Source organism: Pseudomonas sp. C9D1 (assembly GCF_056491235.1).
In genome coordinates this window covers 453,442-470,261 of record NZ_JBSZIE010000003.1, presented here as the reverse complement: position 1 = coordinate 470,261, position 16,820 = coordinate 453,442, and the positions used below count along the sequence as shown (strand labels likewise).

General features: G+C 67.0%; 20 protein-coding genes. 9 read left to right on the top strand and 11 right to left on the bottom strand.

Features of this window, described 5'->3' with window-relative positions:
• Window positions 1–32: 32 nt before the first annotated feature.
• Complete coding sequence (gene tal / locus ACXI0U_RS29670) at window positions 33–962, bottom strand: transaldolase (protein WP_265168386.1); 930 nt, start codon at window positions 960–962, stop codon at window positions 33–35.
• A 300-nt stretch (window positions 963–1,262) separates the two neighbouring features.
• On the opposite strand from tal, the gene ACXI0U_RS29665 reads away from it, so the two are divergent.
• The gene (locus tag ACXI0U_RS29665; protein WP_021219128.1) at window positions 1,263–1,541 is read left to right on the top strand and encodes a hypothetical protein; all 279 of its coding nucleotides are present in this window, start codon (window positions 1,263–1,265) and stop codon (window positions 1,539–1,541) included.
• Here ACXI0U_RS29665 and dusA read toward each other — a convergent pair.
• The gene (gene dusA / locus ACXI0U_RS29660) at window positions 1,538–2,548 is read right to left on the bottom strand and encodes a tRNA dihydrouridine(20/20a) synthase DusA (RefSeq protein WP_479551252.1); all 1,011 of its coding nucleotides are present in this window, start codon (window positions 2,546–2,548) and stop codon (window positions 1,538–1,540) included. The genes ACXI0U_RS29665 and dusA overlap by 4 nt on opposite strands.
• A gap of 360 nt (window positions 2,549–2,908) precedes the next feature.
• Between dusA and ACXI0U_RS29655 the strand changes: the two genes are divergently transcribed.
• A complete protein-coding gene (locus ACXI0U_RS29655) occupies window positions 2,909–3,346 on the top strand; it encodes a GNAT family N-acetyltransferase (protein WP_479551251.1) in 438 nt (145 codons plus the stop codon).
• Between the two features lie 105 nt (window positions 3,347–3,451).
• On the opposite strand, the gene ACXI0U_RS29650 is transcribed toward ACXI0U_RS29655, so the two are convergent.
• Complete coding sequence (locus ACXI0U_RS29650; RefSeq protein WP_479551250.1) at window positions 3,452–4,285, bottom strand: hypothetical protein; 834 nt, start codon at window positions 4,283–4,285, stop codon at window positions 3,452–3,454.
• A 608-nt stretch (window positions 4,286–4,893) separates the two neighbouring features.
• On the opposite strand from ACXI0U_RS29650, the gene ACXI0U_RS29645 reads away from it, so the two are divergent.
• From ACXI0U_RS29645 to ACXI0U_RS29635, 3 genes are read left to right on the top strand one after another with little or no spacing between them, the layout of a single operon-like run.
• Window positions 4,894–5,577 carry a CsgG/HfaB family protein gene (locus ACXI0U_RS29645; RefSeq protein ID WP_021219068.1) on the top strand — a complete coding sequence of 228 codons (684 nt, stop codon included), beginning with the start codon at window positions 4,894–4,896 and terminating at the stop codon, window positions 5,575–5,577.
• Window positions 5,578–5,600: 23 nt separating this feature from the next.
• The gene (locus tag ACXI0U_RS29640) at window positions 5,601–5,954 is read left to right on the top strand and encodes a DUF4810 domain-containing protein (RefSeq protein WP_184490295.1); all 354 of its coding nucleotides are present in this window, start codon (window positions 5,601–5,603) and stop codon (window positions 5,952–5,954) included.
• Window positions 5,951–6,613 carry a DUF799 domain-containing protein gene (locus ACXI0U_RS29635; protein ID WP_423501018.1) on the top strand — a complete coding sequence of 221 codons (663 nt, stop codon included), beginning with the start codon at window positions 5,951–5,953 and terminating at the stop codon, window positions 6,611–6,613. Before ACXI0U_RS29640 ends, ACXI0U_RS29635 begins: the two co-directional genes overlap by 4 nt.
• Before the next feature lie 57 nt (window positions 6,614–6,670).
• On the opposite strand, the gene ACXI0U_RS29630 is transcribed toward ACXI0U_RS29635, so the two are convergent.
• Window positions 6,671–8,287 (bottom strand): sensor domain-containing diguanylate cyclase, encoded by a 1,617-nt coding sequence (locus ACXI0U_RS29630; RefSeq protein ID WP_479551249.1) that lies wholly within the window; start codon window positions 8,285–8,287, stop codon window positions 6,671–6,673.
• Window positions 8,288–8,644: 357 nt separating this feature from the next.
• Here ACXI0U_RS29630 and ACXI0U_RS29625 point away from each other — a divergent pair, with 357 nt between their 5' ends.
• Entirely contained in the window at window positions 8,645–9,163 is a 519-nt protein-coding gene (locus tag ACXI0U_RS29625) for a DUF3592 domain-containing protein (protein WP_021219064.1), read from the top strand.
• Window positions 9,164–9,211: 48 nt separating this feature from the next.
• Here ACXI0U_RS29625 and epsC read toward each other — a convergent pair whose 3' ends face one another.
• Both epsC and rhtA read right to left on the bottom strand, forming a co-directional pair.
• Window positions 9,212–10,153 (bottom strand): serine O-acetyltransferase EpsC, encoded by a 942-nt coding sequence (epsC, locus tag ACXI0U_RS29620; protein WP_021219063.1) that lies wholly within the window; start codon window positions 10,151–10,153, stop codon window positions 9,212–9,214.
• A 79-nt stretch (window positions 10,154–10,232) separates the two neighbouring features.
• Window positions 10,233–11,120, bottom strand: a complete 888-nt coding sequence (gene rhtA, locus ACXI0U_RS29615; protein ID WP_184490293.1) for a threonine/homoserine exporter RhtA — start codon at window positions 11,118–11,120, stop codon at window positions 10,233–10,235.
• Between the two features lie 64 nt (window positions 11,121–11,184).
• Between rhtA and ACXI0U_RS29610 the strand changes: the two genes are divergently transcribed.
• Window positions 11,185–11,787 carry a helix-turn-helix domain-containing protein gene (locus ACXI0U_RS29610; protein ID WP_271660971.1) on the top strand — a complete coding sequence of 201 codons (603 nt, stop codon included), beginning with the start codon at window positions 11,185–11,187 and terminating at the stop codon, window positions 11,785–11,787.
• A 4-nt stretch (window positions 11,788–11,791) separates the two neighbouring features.
• Here the strand turns inward: ACXI0U_RS29610 and ACXI0U_RS29605 are convergent, their stop codons facing one another.
• The 5 genes from ACXI0U_RS29605 to ACXI0U_RS29585 all read right to left on the bottom strand — a co-directional run bounded on the left by ACXI0U_RS29605 (window position 11,792) and on the right by ACXI0U_RS29585 (window position 15,292).
• Window positions 11,792–12,121, bottom strand: coding sequence for a DUF5629 family protein (locus tag ACXI0U_RS29605; protein ID WP_479551248.1), 330 nt, complete (start codon window positions 12,119–12,121; stop codon window positions 11,792–11,794).
• Window positions 12,122–12,183: 62 nt separating this feature from the next.
• Window positions 12,184–13,179, bottom strand: coding sequence for an alpha/beta fold hydrolase (locus tag ACXI0U_RS29600; protein WP_271660973.1), 996 nt, complete (start codon window positions 13,177–13,179; stop codon window positions 12,184–12,186).
• A gap of 103 nt (window positions 13,180–13,282) precedes the next feature.
• Window positions 13,283–13,606, bottom strand: coding sequence for a hypothetical protein (locus ACXI0U_RS29595; protein WP_184490289.1), 324 nt, complete (start codon window positions 13,604–13,606; stop codon window positions 13,283–13,285).
• 85 nt (window positions 13,607–13,691) lie between these two features.
• A complete protein-coding gene (locus ACXI0U_RS29590; RefSeq protein WP_184490288.1) occupies window positions 13,692–14,237 on the bottom strand; it encodes a cytochrome b in 546 nt (181 codons plus the stop codon).
• A complete protein-coding gene (locus ACXI0U_RS29585; RefSeq protein ID WP_271660976.1) occupies window positions 14,234–15,292 on the bottom strand; it encodes a catalase family peroxidase in 1,059 nt (352 codons plus the stop codon). Before ACXI0U_RS29585 ends, ACXI0U_RS29590 begins: the two co-directional genes overlap by 4 nt.
• A 139-nt stretch (window positions 15,293–15,431) precedes the next feature.
• Here ACXI0U_RS29585 and ACXI0U_RS29580 point away from each other — a divergent pair, with 139 nt between their 5' ends.
• Complete coding sequence (locus tag ACXI0U_RS29580) at window positions 15,432–15,941, top strand: sigma-70 family RNA polymerase sigma factor (protein ID WP_021219055.1); 510 nt, start codon at window positions 15,432–15,434, stop codon at window positions 15,939–15,941.
• Window positions 15,938–16,690, top strand: a complete 753-nt coding sequence (locus ACXI0U_RS29575; protein WP_374981282.1) for an anti-sigma factor family protein — start codon at window positions 15,938–15,940, stop codon at window positions 16,688–16,690. The genes ACXI0U_RS29580 and ACXI0U_RS29575 overlap by 4 nt, the downstream gene beginning before the upstream one ends.
• Window positions 16,691–16,820 lie beyond the last annotated feature (130 nt).

Below are 16,820 nucleotides of genomic sequence, written 5' to 3'. Positions count from 1 at the left end.
GCGCGCGCAGCCTTGTGGCTGCGCGCGCGTTTTTATTTCTGGCGGGCGTTGAGCAGGGCTTCGAGCTTTTCCTGGTCGCGGGCGAACAGGCGGATGCCTTCGGCGAGTTTCTCGGTGGCCATGGCGTCTTCGTTGAACTGCCAGCGGAACTGGGCCTGGTCCAGGGCGACGCGCGGCTCGTTGTCATTGCCCGCGCTGAGCGTGCGCTCCAGGGTGCCGGTGTCGTCAGCCAGCTGTTGCAGCAGGTCGGGGCTGATGGTCAGGCGGTCGCAGCCGGCCAACTGCTCGATCTGGCCGAGGTTGCGGAAGCTCGCCCCCATGACCACTGTGTCGTAGCCGTGGGCCTTGTAGTAGCGATAGATGCGCGAGACCGACTGCACGCCGGGGTCTTCGGCGCCTGCGAAGTCGCGGCCCTCGGCCTTCTTGTACCAGTCGTAGATGCGCCCGACGAAGGGCGAGATGAGGAAGACCCCGGCATCGGCGCAGGCGACTGCCTGGGCGAAGTTGAACAGCAGGGTGAGGTTGGTCTGGATGCCGTCGCGCTCCAGCTGCTCGGCGGCGCGGATGCCTTCCCAGGTGGAGGCGATCTTGATCAGCACGCGATCACGGCCGATGCCGGCCTTGTCGTAGAGGCCGATCAGGCGTTCGGCGCGACGCAGCGTGGCCTGGGTGTCGAAGGACAGGCGGGCGTCCACTTCCGTGGAGATGCGGCCCGGGATCACCTTGAGGATCTCCTGGCCGACGGCGACGCCGAAGCGGTCACAGGCCAGGCCCAGGTCGCCTGCGCTACCGGCGACCGCCGCGTCGAGCAATTCGGCGTAGCGGGGCAGGGCGGCGGCCTTGAGCAGCAGCGAGGGGTTGGTGGTGGCATCGACCGGCTTGAGGCGGGCGATGGCGTCGAGGTCGCCGGTGTCGGCGACCACGGTGGTGAACTGCTTGAGTTGATCCAGCTTGGATGTCATGGACGAAGCCTTGTCGTTGCAGATTGCATGACCTTACCCGAGCCGCCTGGCCCGCTCAACGGGGCGGTGCGGGTAAATTCGTGGCCTTGTCCCGCGTCATTCTTCCCTGAGGGATCGAGCGGAACCGCCGCAGCAGTCTGACCGCCGGATTTGGATTTTTTTCCTTTTTTCTTGCGGGTTTTTCGTTCTCGTTCGTCTTTATTAGTAGAACCCCTGAAATTGCAGGGGGAAAAGAGGCCAGCAGGACAGCCAGCCTCGATGCGAGCCGAACAGGCAACAGATACAACAAGGAGTCATGCCATGCCGATGAGCGACCACCAGCACCTGCGCCACATGCTCCAGGAGGCCGGCCTGAAGGCCAGCCTGCCCCGCCTGAAGGTGCTGGAAGTACTCTGCGATGCCAGCCAGGAAACCGGCGGCATCTCCACCCGCTTGCTGCACGAGCGCCTCAACGCCGCCGGCGAGCCCCTGTCACTGATCAGCGTGCGCCAGGTGCTTGGCCGCATGCTGGAAAGCGGCCTGGTGGTGCCCGAAGGGCAGAAGGGTTACTGCCTGGCGCGGAGCCAGAGCGCGGCTTAGTGGCCGCGTAACAGCTCGGTGGCCTGATCCAGCAGGCCCAACGGGTCCTGGGTCTTGTGCACGTCCACCGAAAGCAGCTGACGGAAGCGCCGCGCCCCGGGGAAGCCCTGGCCCAGGCCCAGCACATGGCGGGTGATGTGGTGCATCTGCCCGCCTTCCGCGATGTGCCGCTCTATATAGGGACGCAGCGCCGTCAGGGCCTCGGCCCGGGTCGGTTGTGGCGCCTGGTCGCCGAATAGCCGCGCATCCACGCCCGCCAGCAGGTAGGGGTTGTGATAGGCCTCGCGGCCTAGCATCACGCCGTCGAATACCTCGAGGTGGGCCGTGCACTCATCCAGCGTCTTGATGCCGCCGTTGAGGATCAGCTCCAGATCCGGGAAATCCTGCTTCAGTTGCGCGGCGACGTCGTAGCGCAGCGGCGGGATTTCACGGTTCTCCTTCGGCGACAGCCCTTCGAGGATCGCGATGCGCGCATGCACGGTGAAGCTGCGGCAGCCGGCGTCGCGGACCTGGCCGACGAAATCACACAGCTCGGCATAGCTGTCGCGCCCGTTGATGCCGATGCGGTGTTTGACCGTCACCGGGATCGCCACCGCATCCAGCATCGCCTTCACACAATCGGCCACCAGCGCCGGGTGCCCCATCAGGCAAGCACCGATCATGTTGTTCTGCACCCGGTCACTGGGGCAGCCGACGTTGAGGTTCACCTCGTCGTAACCCGCTTCCTCCGCAAAGCGCGCGCAGGCCGCCAGATCGGCCGGCACGCTGCCACCCAGCTGCAGCGCCAGGGGGGGCTCTGCCTCGTCATGGCGCAGGAAACGCGCACGATCCCCCTGGAGCAGCGCCCCGGTGGTCACCATCTCCGTGTACAGCAGCGCATGGCGCGAAAGCAGGCGCAGGAAGAACCGACAATTTCTATCGGTCCAGTCCATCATCGGCGCAACGGAAAAGCGGCGGGACAGCGCAGGGCGCGTGTTTGCTGGGGTTGCGGTGGATTCGTTGAGCATTTTTCGTACAGCTGATAAGGGGCGGTTTGAGGCCGGCAGCAAGTGGCGATTCGACTCACTGGCACGGCGATGCAGGGAAACGGAAGCGCTCAGACGAGGCAGTGTCGGTCTGGCCCAGTTTGAGGCCCTGCGAGACAGGCGCGGGAGTTTATCAGGAAAGACGGTTATCCGGCCGGAAGAGACGACCTGTGAGCTCTGCGCTGCGCTCGATGTACCGGCTAGCTCAGCAGCGTTGCCAACCCCGTCACGAACACGAATGGCAGGGGGATGGAGAGTGCGGCGATCCATGCGCCGGATCAATTGCGGCGGGTTTCCAGTCGCTAGGATGCGCCCGAAATCAATCACGGAAAGGAGTTCTTCATGTCGGATCGGGTTTCCATTCACCTGGCGGGCGCTCCGGGTATCCAGGCTGCGGAGAAGCTGCTCGAGCTGGATGGTTACAGCAGTTTCAGGCAGGTGATGAGCGGGGAGTTGTCCGCGGCGCTGGACGAGGAGTGCTACCTGGTGGCGCTTGGGGGCGACTACGTCGGCTTTGCGGTGATCCGAGGCGCTTCTGCCGGCAACTCGGGCTTTTTCGAGATATTCCGGCTGTTCGTTGCAGCGTCCGCTCGCTGCAAGGGGGTGGGCAGGCGCGCGGTGGCCCAGATCATCGACCTGCTGAAGAAGCGGGGCAAGGATGAGCTGGTTCTGGAGATCGAGAGCGATATCGCGGCGTCGTTCTGGGAGAGCGTGCTGCAGGGCTACAAGATCCATGACCTGCATAACGGCAAGCGCATCGTCCACCTCTATCCCGCCTGAACCACGGGCTGGCGTTACACCCGCAGCCCCGGCTCGTGCCGGGGCTTTTCATTGCCTGGCATTCCCTCACACCTTTTTACGGCCCCGCCCCAGGCACCTGGCGACTCAACCGGTCGCGGGCAACGCCTCGGGCAGGTTCAGGCGCTGGCGCAGGGCGCGGAAATGGGCGAGCGAGTCATGGAAGAAGGCCTGTGGTAGCACGCCGTAGCGACTCAGAGCAGCCTCTACCCGATCCAGCCCGGCCTGCTCGGCCAGTTCGTAGGCACGCATGCCTTTTTCGATGCGCTCCCGGGTACTGGCGAAGTCGCTGAATTTCATATCACGGCTGCTGGCGAAGTAGGCGAACTCAATGCGGGGGCGCAGCGCTACCTGGCGGATCAGTGGCCAGTCCAGTGTTGCTAGCGCATGCTCCACGGCGGGCCCGACTATGACTTCCTGCTCCCAGAGGAAGAACGCTTCGAACAGCTCCCGTCGCACCGGTTGCGGCAGCGGCTCGCCCAGCGCCTGGGCCTGGTGGCAGCGGTTGAGCGCGGCCAGCAGGCGTGGCTGCAGGTAGCGCTCGATGCCGACAGCCTGGCCATGCAGCCGGCTGAGGTGATAGGCCGTATAGGCCTCGACGCAGACCCGCCGGTTGATCTCGCGGAAGGCGTCGGCGAAGGCGTGCAGCTGGCGCAGCTTGTAGTGGCGGAGTGTGGGGGTGAAGAGGAATTGCGCGGAGAGCAGGGTGCCCACGCGCATGCCCAGGGCGAAGTAGCCGGCGCCCCAGAGCGCGCCGTGGGCAGCGATCAGCGGGAAGACGTTGCGCCCGCCGGAATCCTCGTAGAGGTGGTGGTAGACCGAGGCGCGCTGGCCGAGGTCGGTAAGGGTGCCGGCCAGTGCCGTTGCCTCCCGGTGAATCCGCTGGTAGTCAAGGTCGAGTGTGCCGCTTTCGCTATCCATATGCAGGGCTCCAAGGCTAATCATCTGGATTGAATCTATGCAGGCTTGGGCCTGCCAGCCTCGCGGCAAATTGCCTCAGGTCGCGTCGCGCGCGGCTTCCGCCCTGGTTGCAGTGGGGGCGTCAGCCGCGCTGGCGTGGGTGTGTGACGGGGGTATCAGCAGGTCCAGCCGATACGTCCGCTGGTCGGCCGATCGTCGGATTTACGGCGAAAGGCCAGTATCCTCCGCGCCAGTCTGTTCCCCAGGCCCGGACGGCCGCCCGCGTGCGGCGTCGGCGCGCTGCTGGGGAGCAAGATCCATGGAGTCGTAGTCGCAGGACATTGGATGTTGTCTTCACCCCTCAGCCCGGCCGGGTTTCCTCTGGCCCGCTCGTTCCGCCCCCTTGCCGATCACGCACTGCATAGGGCCCGCCATCAGGTGCGCGGCCGTGCGCTGCATGGTATTTCGCCGACGCAATCACATTCGGCAGATTTTCCGGGGGATGCATGTGGGGAATCGTCCCCGCAGGGCGTCTCCAGTCTTATCGCTTCGCCCATCACCTCCGCCGATGCACCGCTGCCCACCGGGCGGCCGTCGCCGGCACCTTCCGCTCGTTCAAGGAGAACCCCATGAGCATCGTTTCGAGAACCGCTTTGCTGCCGATCCTGGCTACGGTGGCGTTGGCCGGCCTGTCGGGCTGCGCCACCGAAACCTCCACCGCCGTCGCCGTGCAGCAGGTCGAAAGCGTCAACCGTCCCTACAGTGGCGTGCGCGCGCCGATCGCGGTCGGCAAGTTCGATAACCGCTCCAGCTACATGCGCGGCATCTTCTCCGATGGCGTCGACCGCCTCGGCGGCCAGGCCAAGACCATCCTCATCACTCACCTGCAGCAGACCAACCGCTTCAACGTGCTGGACCGCGACAACATGAGCGAGATCCAGCAGGAAGCCGCGATCAAGGGCCAGGCCCAGCGCCTCAAGGGTGCCGATTTCGTGGTCACCGGCGACGTCACCGAGTTCGGCCGCAAGGAAGTGGGCGACCACCAGCTGTTCGGCATCCTCGGCCGCGGCAAGACCCAGATCGCCTACGCCAAGGTGGCCCTGAACATCGTCAACATCTCCACCTCCGAGGTCGTCTATTCGACCCAGGGCGCCGGCGAGTACGCGCTGTCCAACCGCGAAGTGATCGGCTTCGGCGGCACCGCCAGCTACGACTCCACCCTCAACGGCAAGGTGCTCGACCTGGCCATGCGCGAGGCGGTGAACAAGCTGGTGAATGCGGTGGAGAGCGGCGCCTGGAAGCCGCAGAACTGAAACAGGGACGTCAGGACATGAACATGAGCAGGACAATCGCATGCGCGGCCGCGCTGTTGGGCAGCATGGTGCTGGCCGGTTGCAGCGGCCCCAAGACGCTGTACCAGTGGGAGGGTTACCAGACCCAGGTCAACCAGTACTTCAAGGGCGAATCCAAGGAGGCGCAGGTGGAGGCGCTGGAAGCCGACCTGCAGAAGATCCGGGCCAAGAACGGCGCGGTGCCGCCGGGCTATCACGCCCAGCTCGGCCTGCTGTACTCCAGCCTGGGCAAGGATGACGAGATGATGCGTTCCTTTGAGACCGAGAAGGCGCTGTTCCCCGAATCCGCTTCGTACATGGACTTCCTCATGAAGAACGCCAAGGGAGGCGCCCAATGACCCGTCTACTCTCCCGCCTGCTGGCCTGCGCCGCGCTGGCGGCCCTGGTCAGCGGCTGCGCGCCGACCCGCAGCGTCGATTACTCGGCCTACAAGGAAGCGCGCCCGCGCTCGATTCTGGTGCTGCCGCCGCTGAACGAGTCGCCCGACGTGAAGGCCACCTACAGCATGCTGTCCCAGGTGACCTACCCGCTCGCCGAGGCCGGTTACTACGTGGTGCCGGTGGCGCTGGTGGACGAAACCTTCCGCCAGAACGGCCTGACCAGCCCCGGTGACATTCACCAGCTGCCGCCGGCCAAGCTGCGCGAGGTCTACGGCGCCGATGCTGCGCTCTATGTCACGGTGAGCGAGTACGGCACCCAGTACATGCTGATCAGCAGTGCATCCATCGTTACCGCCAGCGCCAAGCTGGTCGACCTGAAAAGCGGCACCACCCTGTGGACCGGCTCGGCGAGCGCCTCCAGCGAGGAAGGCAACAACAATAACGGTGGCGGCCTGGTGGGCATGCTGGTGACGGCTGCGGTGAAGCAGATCATCAACAGCTCCATGGAGGATGCGTCCTATCCCATCGCCGGGATCACCAGCGCGCGCCTGCTCTCCACCGGCTACAACGGTGGCCTGCTCTACGGTCCGCGTTCGCCGAAGTACGGCACCGACTGACCGGTAGCCGGCGCATCGCAAGGGTGCGCCGGCCCGCTTGGCTGCCGGGTGGCAGCGTCAGTGCATCTCGATCCTGTTGCGTCCTTCCGCCTTGGCCCGATAGAGCGCCAGGTCGCTGCGTGAAAGCGCTGCTTCGGCGTTGGCGTCGCCGGCATCGAGGGTGGTGATGCCGATGCTGACCGTCAGGGGAATGACTTCGCCCTGGTGCCGCAGCGGGGTTTCCAGCATCTGCTGCTGCAGGCGCTGGGCGAAGGCCAGGGCGCTGGCGTGGTCCGCCTCATTGAGCAGCACGGCGAACTCTTCCCCGCCCATGCGGCCGGCCAGGTCGACACGGCGCATCTGCCCGGCGAGGAGGGCGGCGAAGTGGCGCAGGGCGTCATCGCCGACGCCGTGGCCCCAACGGTCGTTGATCACCTTGAAGTGGTCCAGGTCGCACATCAGCAGCACCGCGCCACGCCCCGGCGCGCGTTGCAGCCGGGCCAGTTCTTCTTCGAGGCGCGCCATGAAATGGCGGCGGTTGGGCAACTGGGTGAGAAAGTCGGTGGTGGCCAGGGCCTGCAGTTCGACCTCGATGCGCTTCTGTTCGGTGATGTCGGTGATGAAGCCGTGCCAGAGCACGCTGCCGTCAGCCAGGCGCTTGGGGTGGGCATTGCCCTGGCGCCAGCCGGTGGGGCGGCCGGGGATCAGTACGCGGTATTCCATCTGCCAGGGGGTGAGGGCCAGGGCGGAGGTTTCCAGTGAGTTCTGGTAGGCGGGCAGGTCGTCCGGGTGGACCAGCGCCAGGATGCGTTCGCGCCCGTTGGGCAGTTTCAGCTGTTCGGGGGACAGCCCGTAGACGTCCAGGCTGCCGGCGCTGATGTAGCGGTAGCTGCCGCTGCCGTCAGGGCGCCCCATGTACTGGAAGACCATGCCGGGGATCTCGTTGGTCAGTTCCGTCAGCAGTTCGAGGTTCTGCTCCAGGCGCTCGCCCATGCGCTTCATTTCGGTGATGTCGGTGGTGGTGCCGATCATTCGTAGCGGGCGGCCCTGGTCATCGCGCTCGACCACACGGCCGCGGCTGCTTACCCAGATGAAGTGGCCGTCCTTGTGGCGCAGGCGATGCTCCACCTTGTACTGATCGCTGCGCGATTCGAAGTGGTCGAGCATGGTGCGCCGGACGTATTCGAGGTCGTCGGCGTGTACGCGGACGTAGGCGTCCTCGATGCGGGTGCCGATTTCATCGTCGGCATAGCCCAGCAGCGATTTCCAGCCGGGCGAGTAGTGGATCAGCCCGTTGACCACGTCGCGGTCCCAGATGCCGGTGCCGCTGCCGGCCACGGCCAGGGCCAGGCGCTGTTCCTTTTCCCGTAGCACCCGCAGCCACTCCCGCATGCCCAGCACTTCGCGGCGGCGGGTGAACAATTCGCTCGCCAGGCTGGCGAATTCGGCCAGCGCCTGCTGGTCCACCTCGCGGGGCTGGTCATCGAACAGCAGCAGCTCGCCGCCGCCATCGGCGATGGGGCAGCGGGCGATCGGTTGGGGAGTGCCGGAAACCAGCGTGCGAGCGGCTCGCTGCTGGTCGATGCCATCGCAGGCGAGCGGGCCGTCGGGCTCGATCAGCACGGCAGCGCTGACGCCGAAGTGCAGGCGCACGAGGTGCAGCAGGGAAGAGAATCGGTTGGCCGTGGTGCTCACATCAATACCTCGAGAAACGGCTGGCTACGCTGGACGACGTGGAGGCTCATGGTCCCGTCCCTGGTCCGTTGGAGGCAGTCTCGTCTCTGCCGCACGACAACCTGTCATCGGCTTTGCAATGAATGTAACAGGATGTGACGCCAATCAAGTGGTTCCCTCGCCTCTGGATGCTAGCTTAGTGCTATTAACTTGCCATGGAAGGGTTGGCCCGTGCATCGGGCGGCGTGCGTTTTTCACGCCTGTCCGGTGCCGTGCTGGGTTTTCCATGGTGACCCCGGGTGGGCCCGCAGGTGTTTGTGGAGCTGCCTGCCGCCGCCCGGGGGCGACAGGGCACTGCAACCAACCGGAAGGGACACCATGATCAGCTTCAAGACCTCGCCTGAAACCCATCGCACCCTGAGCAAGGTGTCGATGATCCTGCTCAGCCTCGCCGCCGTGATCGGCGCCGGCTTTCTCATCGTCACTGCGATCCTCAACTACTTCAATGCCAACGCCATCCTCAAGGACCACTCCGAGGTGCTGGCGCCGGTGAGCCTGGACAGTGTGACCGAAGAACACCATCGCCGCGGCCGTACCAGCGAGACCTACCACTTCCATTACAGCTTCGAGGTGGCCGGCAAACCCTACGACGGCACCTTCGAGACCTCTGCGTCCAATGCCGAGCCCTACTTGCATGAGGGCGCCTCGGTGAAGGTGGGCTACGCCAATGCCGAGCCGTCGCACTTCGGCCGCCTCGACGTGCTGCAGAGCCAGGCCGATTTCGGCTCCAGCATCACCCGCGCGCTGACCGCCGTCCCCCTGGCCGCGCTGCTGGCCTTCATCCTCCACCTGATGCTGACGCGCCGGCTGTTCGTCCCCAGGGAAACATCGGCCTGATACGAAGAACCCCGCAAGCGCGGGGTTCTTTTTTGGTGCGTGCGGGGCTCAGGCGCCGCAGTCGTTCTGCAGGGTGGCCTGGGTGATGTTGCTGTCCGCCGGCACACTGCGGGTCAGCCAGACGTTGCCGCCGATGACCGAGCCCCTGCCGATGGTGATGCGGCCGAGGATGGTGGCACCGGCGTAGATCACCACGTCGTCTTCGACGATGGGGTGGCGCGGCTGGCCCTTCTGCAGGTTGCCCGAATCGTCCGAGGGGAAGCGCTTGGCGCCCAGGGTCACCGCCTGGTAGATGCGCACGCGCTCGCCGATGATCGCCGTCTCGCCGATCACCACGCCCGTGCCGTGGTCGATGAAGAAGCTCCGGCCGATGGTGGCGCCGGGGTGGATGTCGATGCCGGTGGCCGAGTGGGCGATCTCGGCGATGATGCGCGCCAGCAGCGGCAGGCCGTTGCGGTAGAAGTAGTGGGCCAGGCGGTGGTGGATCACCGCGTGCACGCCCGGGTAGCAGAGCAGCACTTCATCGACGCTGCGTGCCGCCGGGTCGCCCTGGTAGGCGGCCAGCACGTCGGTATCCAGCAGCACGCGCAGCTCCGGCAGGGCGGCGGCGAAGCCTTTCACCACGCGGATCGCCTGGCATTCGCTGTCGCCGTCTTCGGCGCTGCCGTTGCGGGCGGCGTAGCCGAGTTCGCGGCGCACTTCGATGACCAGGGCGTTGAGCGCCGTGTCCAGGGTGTGGCCGACGTAGAAGTCTTCGCTCTCTTCGCGCAGGTCGGTGGGGCCGAGGCGCATGGGGAAGAGCGCGCCGCTGATGGCTTCGATGATCTGGCCGACTGCAGTACGTGAGGGCAGCTCGCGGCCGCCGCGATCCTGGGTGCGGCCATTGCGGCTGCGCCATTCGGCGCGGGCGGCGCGCAGTTCGGTGACGATCTGCTCCAGCTGCCAGTTGACCGGGGGGCAGCCGCTGGGGCCGGAAGTGAACTTGTTCATGGAGGGTCCTGTTGATGCGCAAGGCTGGCGATAGCCTTGCGCAGGAGTGCGCTTCTCGGCAAGCAGATTCGCAGCGCGATCAATCGGCGGGGATCAGCCCTTCGGCTTCCTTGCGGCTCTTCATGCTGGCGGTGGTGCCCACCGAGGCGAGGATGATCGCGCCGATGGCCAGCCATTGCAGCAGCGACAGGCGCTCGCCGAGGAACAGCAGCCCGGAAAGCGCGCCCAGGGCCGGCTCGATGCTCATCAGGGTGCCGAAGGTGCGCGCGGGCATGCGCGTCAGGGCGTACATCTCCAGGGTGTAGGGGATGGCGGTGGAGAGCAGCGCCACGCCCAGGGCGACGGGCAGCAGGCTGAGGTTGAGCAGGTCGGTGCCGGCATGGGCGATGCCGAAGGGCGAGATGACCAGCGCCGCGACCAGGACGCCGAGGCTGGCACTCTGCATGCCGTGATCGGCACCGGCGCGCTGGCCGAAGATGATGTACAGCGCCCAGCAGACCCCGGCACCCAGGGCGTAGGCGGCGCCCACCAGGTCGAGATGGGCGGCGCTTTCGCCGATGGGCAGGAGCAGCAGCAGGCCGACCACCGCAAGGGCGATCCAGAGAAAGTCCAGCGCCCGGCGCGAGGAGAACACCGCCACCGCCAGCGGGCCGGTGAATTCCAGGGCCACGGCGATGCCCAGGGGCACGGTGCGCAGGGACATGTAGAACAGCAGGTTCATGAAGCCCAGGGCGAGGCCGTAGAGCAGCACGGTGCCCAGGGCGCCGGTGTTGATGCGGGTGCGCCAGGGCCGCAGCACCAGCAACAGGAAGATGGCGGCGAGGATCAGACGCAGGGTGGTGGTGCCCTGGGCGCCTATGACCGGGAACAGGCTCTTGGCCAGGGAGGCGCCGCTCTGCACCGAGATCATGGCGACTATCAGGATGCCGACGGGCAGCAGCGTCGAAGCGAGGTTGCGGGCGTTCATGGAGGGTCCGGATCAGGCAGTTACGAGGGGGCGAAGCTTGTTCTGGTTCGTTGTGTGCAACATAATGCGCAAAAAACAGCGTGTGAGCAATATATTGCCCAACTCTATGATTCCCTCCATGGACAGACCCAACGTACTCGAACACGTCTCCGACAACGTGCGGCGGCTGCGCAAGGCGCTTGGCCTGAGCCAGGACGCCCTGGCCACGGCTTCAGGTGTGAGCCGGCGGATGATCGTCGGCATCGAGGGGGGCGATGTGAACGTCAGCCTGGCCACCCTGGACCGCATCGCCGAGGCGCTGGGCGTGCTGTTTCCCGACCTGGTGCAGACGCCGAGCCGACCCGACCGTTCGCGCATCGAGGCGGTGGCCTGGGTCGGCAAAGACCCGCGCAGCCGCGCCACCCTGCTGGCCAGTGCGCCGGCGCGGCGCGAAGTCGAACTCTGGGCCTGGTCGCTGGAACCGGGTGAACGCTATGTGTCGGAGGCCGATGCCGAAGGCTGGCGGGAGATGGTCTACGTCACCGAAGGCGAGCTGACCCTGGAGCTGCCGGAAGGCGAGGTGCGCATTGGCGCGGGGGACTTCCACGTCTTCGCCAGCAGCCAGCCCTATGGCTATGCCAACCGTGGCGAAGTCGCGGTGCGCTATATCCGCAATGTGGTGAGCTGAGGCTTCAGGCGCGGTCGATGCCGTCGTCGTTAGCGGCGTCGCCCGCTTCTTCTTCGCCCTCGTCTTCGTCGTCGTTGCTGCCGCTGAAGGCTTCCATGCACACCAGGCTGTGAACGCCCTGGTCGTCATGGAGGGTCCAGGTGCCCTGGGCTGCGTCGAACTGAGCTGCCTGCACCTGCTCGGCGCTGAAGTTCCAGCGGCGCTGGGTGCGGCCGTCGACGCATTCGATCAGCAGGGCGCCGGCGTCGAGCTCGAACTGCCAGGCGTGCAGGCCGTCGATTTCCAGCATGTCGCTGTTGGCCAGGCGGTCGAGAAGGGTGGTTTCGTTGCACATGGGCTGGGGCTCCCGGGGTGAATGGCCGGCGATGATAGTGCAGCGCCGGCCCGGGTGCGAACTCAGCGGGCCTTCAGGCCTTCCAGCAGCGCCTTGTGGAACACCTCCGGCGCCTGGATCTGCGGCGAGTGGCCGAGGTCGGCGAAGGCCACCAGGCGGGCGTCGGGGATGCGTTCGGCGGCCTGCTGGCCGAGCACCTTGTAGTTGCCCAACTGGCCGCGCAACGCTTCGGGCGCGGCGTCCTTGCCCGGCGCGGTGTTGTCGGTCTGGCCGATGAGCAGCAGCACCGGCATCTGCAGTTTGTCGAACTCGTGCACCACCGGCTGGGTGTAGATCATGTCGTAGGTCAGCGCCGAGTCCCAGGCCACCGCCTCGCGCCCCTTGCCGCGGTACATGCCGGCCTGCATCTCCACCCACTTGTCGAACTCCGGCCGCCATTGGCCCGCGTAGTAGGTGCTCTTCTGGTAATTGCGGATGGCCTCGCTGCTGGTCTTCAGCTCGCGCTGGTACCACGCGTCGATGCTGCGCCAGGGCACGCCCTTGGCCTTCCAGTCCTCCAGGCCGATGGGATTCACCAGCACCAGCTGCTCCACCTGCTGCGGGTACTGCAGCGCGTAGCGGCTGGCGAGCATGCCGCCCATGGAATGGCCCATCAGCGTGACCTTCTCCAGCTTCAGGCTCGCCAGCAGGGCGTGGGTGTTGGCCGCCAACTGCTGGAAGCTGAACTGGTAGCGCTGCGGCTTGCTGGATTTGCAGAAGCCCACCTGGTCCGGCACCACCACGCGGTAGCCGGCCTGGGTCAGCGCCTGGATGCTGCCCTCCCAGGTGGCGCCGCAGAAGTTCTTGCCGTGCAGCAGCACCAGGGTGTGGCCGTTGGGCGTGCTCGGCTGGACGTCCATGTAGGCCATCTGCAGTTTCTCGCCCTGGGAGTCGAAGGCGAAGCGCTTGACCGGGTGCGGGTAGTCGAAGCCTTCCAGCTCGGGGCCGTAGGCGGGCGGCTCGGCGGCCAGGGCGGGGAGGGCGAGGCTCAGCAAGAGTGCGGCGCAGGCGGTGCGCATGGTCGGGCTCCTTGGTTCCGGGTGGGGATGGGCAAGGGTTTTGCCAGACAACGGCGCGCGGCGACAGGAAAAACCGGCGCCGCGCTGTAACCGTTCTTTTCGGTCAGGGCTTGCGGGCTTCGATCAGGTTGTCGGCCTCGCTGATGAAGGCCTTGCCGCTCTTGCGCTGGTACAGGCACAGCTCGCGGCCGGCGCGGTTTTTCATGTGCGCCTGGGGGTAGCGGCCGCTGAGGGCCAGGGCGGTGATGCCTAGACGGTCGTCGAAGAGCACCGCCTGGCCGGCGGCCTTCACTTCTTTCAGCCCGCTGAGTTTGGTGCAGGCGGCGAGCATGCGTTTGTCCTGCTCCTGCCAGGCTTCGGGCGTCGAGGCCTGGGCGCTGGCGGCGCAGAACAGCAGGGTGGCGAGCAGGCAATGGCGAGTCTTCAAGGGGCTTCTCCGCAGTGGGTGTCAGCAGCGTAGACCGCGCGCCTGGCCGTTTGTTGTGGTGACTGGCCCTGCGCGCGGGCTTCCGTCAGCGTTCGCCGTTGCCGGTGACCATGCTGGCGAGCACGCCGTCGCGGCGGATCAGCCCGTGGAACAGCGCCGCGCCCAGGTGCAGCAGCACGGTGGCGAAAAGCAGGTAGCCCAGCCAGTGGTGGGCCTGGCGCAGCACGGCATAAAGCGCGACGTCATGGGGGGCGATCGCCGGCAGTTGCAGCCAGCCCAGCAGCACCACCGGGTAGCCGCCGGCCGCGAGCATCGCCCAGCCCACCAGCGGCATCGCCAGCATCAGTGCATAGAGCAGCAGGTGCGAGAGGTGGGCGAGCCTGTGCTGCCAGCCTGGCAGGTCAGCGGGCAGCGCGGGTGGCGGGCGACGCAGGCGCACGGCGATGCGCAGCAGCACCAGGGCCAGCAGGACGATGCCCAGCGGCTTGTGCAATTCCACCAGCCAGGTGTGGCGGGTGGACAGGGTGACCACCATGCCGACGCCTATGAACAGCATGGCGAGGATGAGCAGCGCCATGGACCAGTGCAGCAGGCGGGCGAGGGGGCTGAACCCTTGGATGTGGCGGCTCATGGGTGGGCTCCTATGGGGGCGCTGGGAGCACCTTCGCGGGTGCGGCGGTTGAAGGAGACGGCGTAGGCCGCCGAGCGCGCGGCGAGGATTGGGTCGGCAGAGGGCTCGATGCCGTCGGGGAGGATCAGCGGGTCGAAGTTGAGGTCGCGGCAGGCGCCCTGGTCCTCGGGCTGGGCCTGGTCGAGTACCAGGGTGCCGGCGTCGATGCGCTGGCGCGTGGCGGGCCAGGGGCTGGATGGGTCGTCGCTGGGGTCGCCGGCTTCGGCCAGGGTCAGCACCAGGTGCCAGCGCAACGGGCCCTGCTGCAGGCGCTGGAGCAGGTCGTGGGCGAGGAAGTCCTTGTCGTCCGCCTCGCTGCCCAGCGGCTGGTAGGGCGTCTCCGGCTCCATGGCCCAGCGCACGTAGCGGCCCTTGCCATCGCCATCCACCAGGCGGAAGGCGTTGATGCTGTTGTAGGTGGCGTTGGCGAAGCTGTTGGAGGCCTTGTTGTCCTTGGCCCATTGGCGGAAGGCGGCGCTTTCCGGGTGGGCGGCGAAGAAGGCCTGCAGGCGCGCCGGGTCCGGCTTGCCGGTGGCCGGGTCGGGCTTGGAGGCCAGCACCTGCTCGAAGAAGCCTTCGATGGTGGACACCGGCAGCACCGGCGGCGTGTTCATGCCGGTGCGCCATTCCTGGCCGCTGGCGCTGCGCAGCTGCAGTGCCAGGCTGCGCACCGGCACGCTGGCGTCGGGCGCATAGGGGTTGCTGCCGCCGATGGCCAGGCGGCCGATCACCGGCACCTCGCCGGTGGCGAACACCTCGGCCCGGGACAGCCCGGCGGCGGCGCCGTTGCTGAGGAACTGGCCGCTGACGCAGAGGCCCTTCGCGTGGTTCTTGCGGTAACCGGGGTAGCTGCCGGCGTTGGCCTCGAAGGTGTCGATGATGCGTTGCGGCGTCAGCCGGTCGGGCCCTATCCAGCCGCCGGCATAGGCGAAGGTGCCGGCCAGCACGGCCAGGCCGAGGCCTATCAGCGCCAGGCGGCCCAGGGTCTGGGAAGGGGAAAGCGGGGGTCGGCTCATTGGCAGCTCCATGGGCTTGCGATCATGTCGTCGAGCCCGTGGGACGAACCAGTTGCAGATTTATTCCCGGCCCCTGGAATAAAGTTGCTGCCTGAGCGTCTTCCTTGCACTGGAACCACGACGAGCACCGCACGACCCCATGCACGACATCGATGACGACGAACTTCGCGAGCTGCTGCAGCGCCTGCGCCGCTTCGCCCTGTGGCTGACGCGCAACCCCGCCAGTGCTGACGACCTGGTGCAGGCGACCCTGGAGCGCGCCCTGGATGGTCGCGCCGGGCCGCGCACCGATGGCAGCCTGCGTGCCTGGCTGTTCGCGATCCTCTACCGCAAGTTTCTCGATGGGCAGCGGCGTGCCCGGCGTTATGCACGCATCCTCGAGTTCTTCGGTGCGGCACCGGCCGAGACGGCCTCCACCGAGGAGCTGGTAATGGCGCAATCCACGCTGGAGGCCTTCGCCCGGCTGCCCGCCGAGCAGCGCGCGCTGCTGGTGCTGGTGAGCGTCGAGGGCCTGAGCTACAAGGAGGCCGCCGTGGCCCTGGACGTGCCCATCGGCACCGTGATGTCCCGCCTGTCCCGGGCGCGCAAGGCGCTGCGCGAGCTGGCCGAGGGCGAAATCGCAAATCCCCCGTTACGGATACTCAAATGAACCGCTTCGAACCCAGCGAGAACGATCTGCACGCCTACCTCGATGGCCAACTGGATGCCGCGCAGCGGGCCCAGGTGGAGGCCTGGCTGGCGGCCAACCCCGACCAGGCGGCGCGGGTAGACGCCTGGCGCCGCGACATGCAGCAGTTGCGCGCGGGCCTGGCCAACCTGGAGCTGCGCACCACCAACCCGCAGCTGGACCCGCTGGCGATCCGCCGCTCCCTGCGTGCGCGTCGCCGCCAGCGCCTGGCCACGGCCGCGGCGCTGGTGCTGGCCCTGGGCTTCGGCGGCCTGGGCGGCTGGCAGGCCCGCGACCGTTCGTTGCTGGCGGAGAACCCACCGATGCAGGACGCCCTGGAAGCCCACCGCCTGTTCGCCACCGGCCACGCCGGGGTGGTCGACATCGCCGCTCGCGAACCGGGGCAACTGCAGGCCTGGCTGGACCAGCGCTTCAACCACGCCTCGCGCATTCCCGATCTCGCCCCCTATGGCTTCCACCCGGTGGGCGGCCGCTTGCTGACCAACGAGCAGGGCGTTGCGGCGCTTCTGTTGTTCGAGGACGTGGGCGGGCAGCGCATCAGCCTGTACCTACGCTCGCCGGGTTCGCTCTATGCCGAGATGCCCGCCGGTAACCGCCGTGATGGCGAGCTGGAAGCGCGCTACTGGTCACGGGGTGGCTACAACTACGCCCTCGTCGCGCCCAGCGACGACCCTCGCGGCGAAGTGGTGCAACGGGCGTTCTCGTTGTAAGCCGGACACCGTAGGTTGGCGCCGAGCGCAGCGAGGTCCAACACAGCCATGTCCGGTCTCGCGGCGGGCTCTCCCCGTGGGAGTGGCTTCAGCCGCGAAAGACCTTCCGCAGGCACAGGGTTGCGCGTGG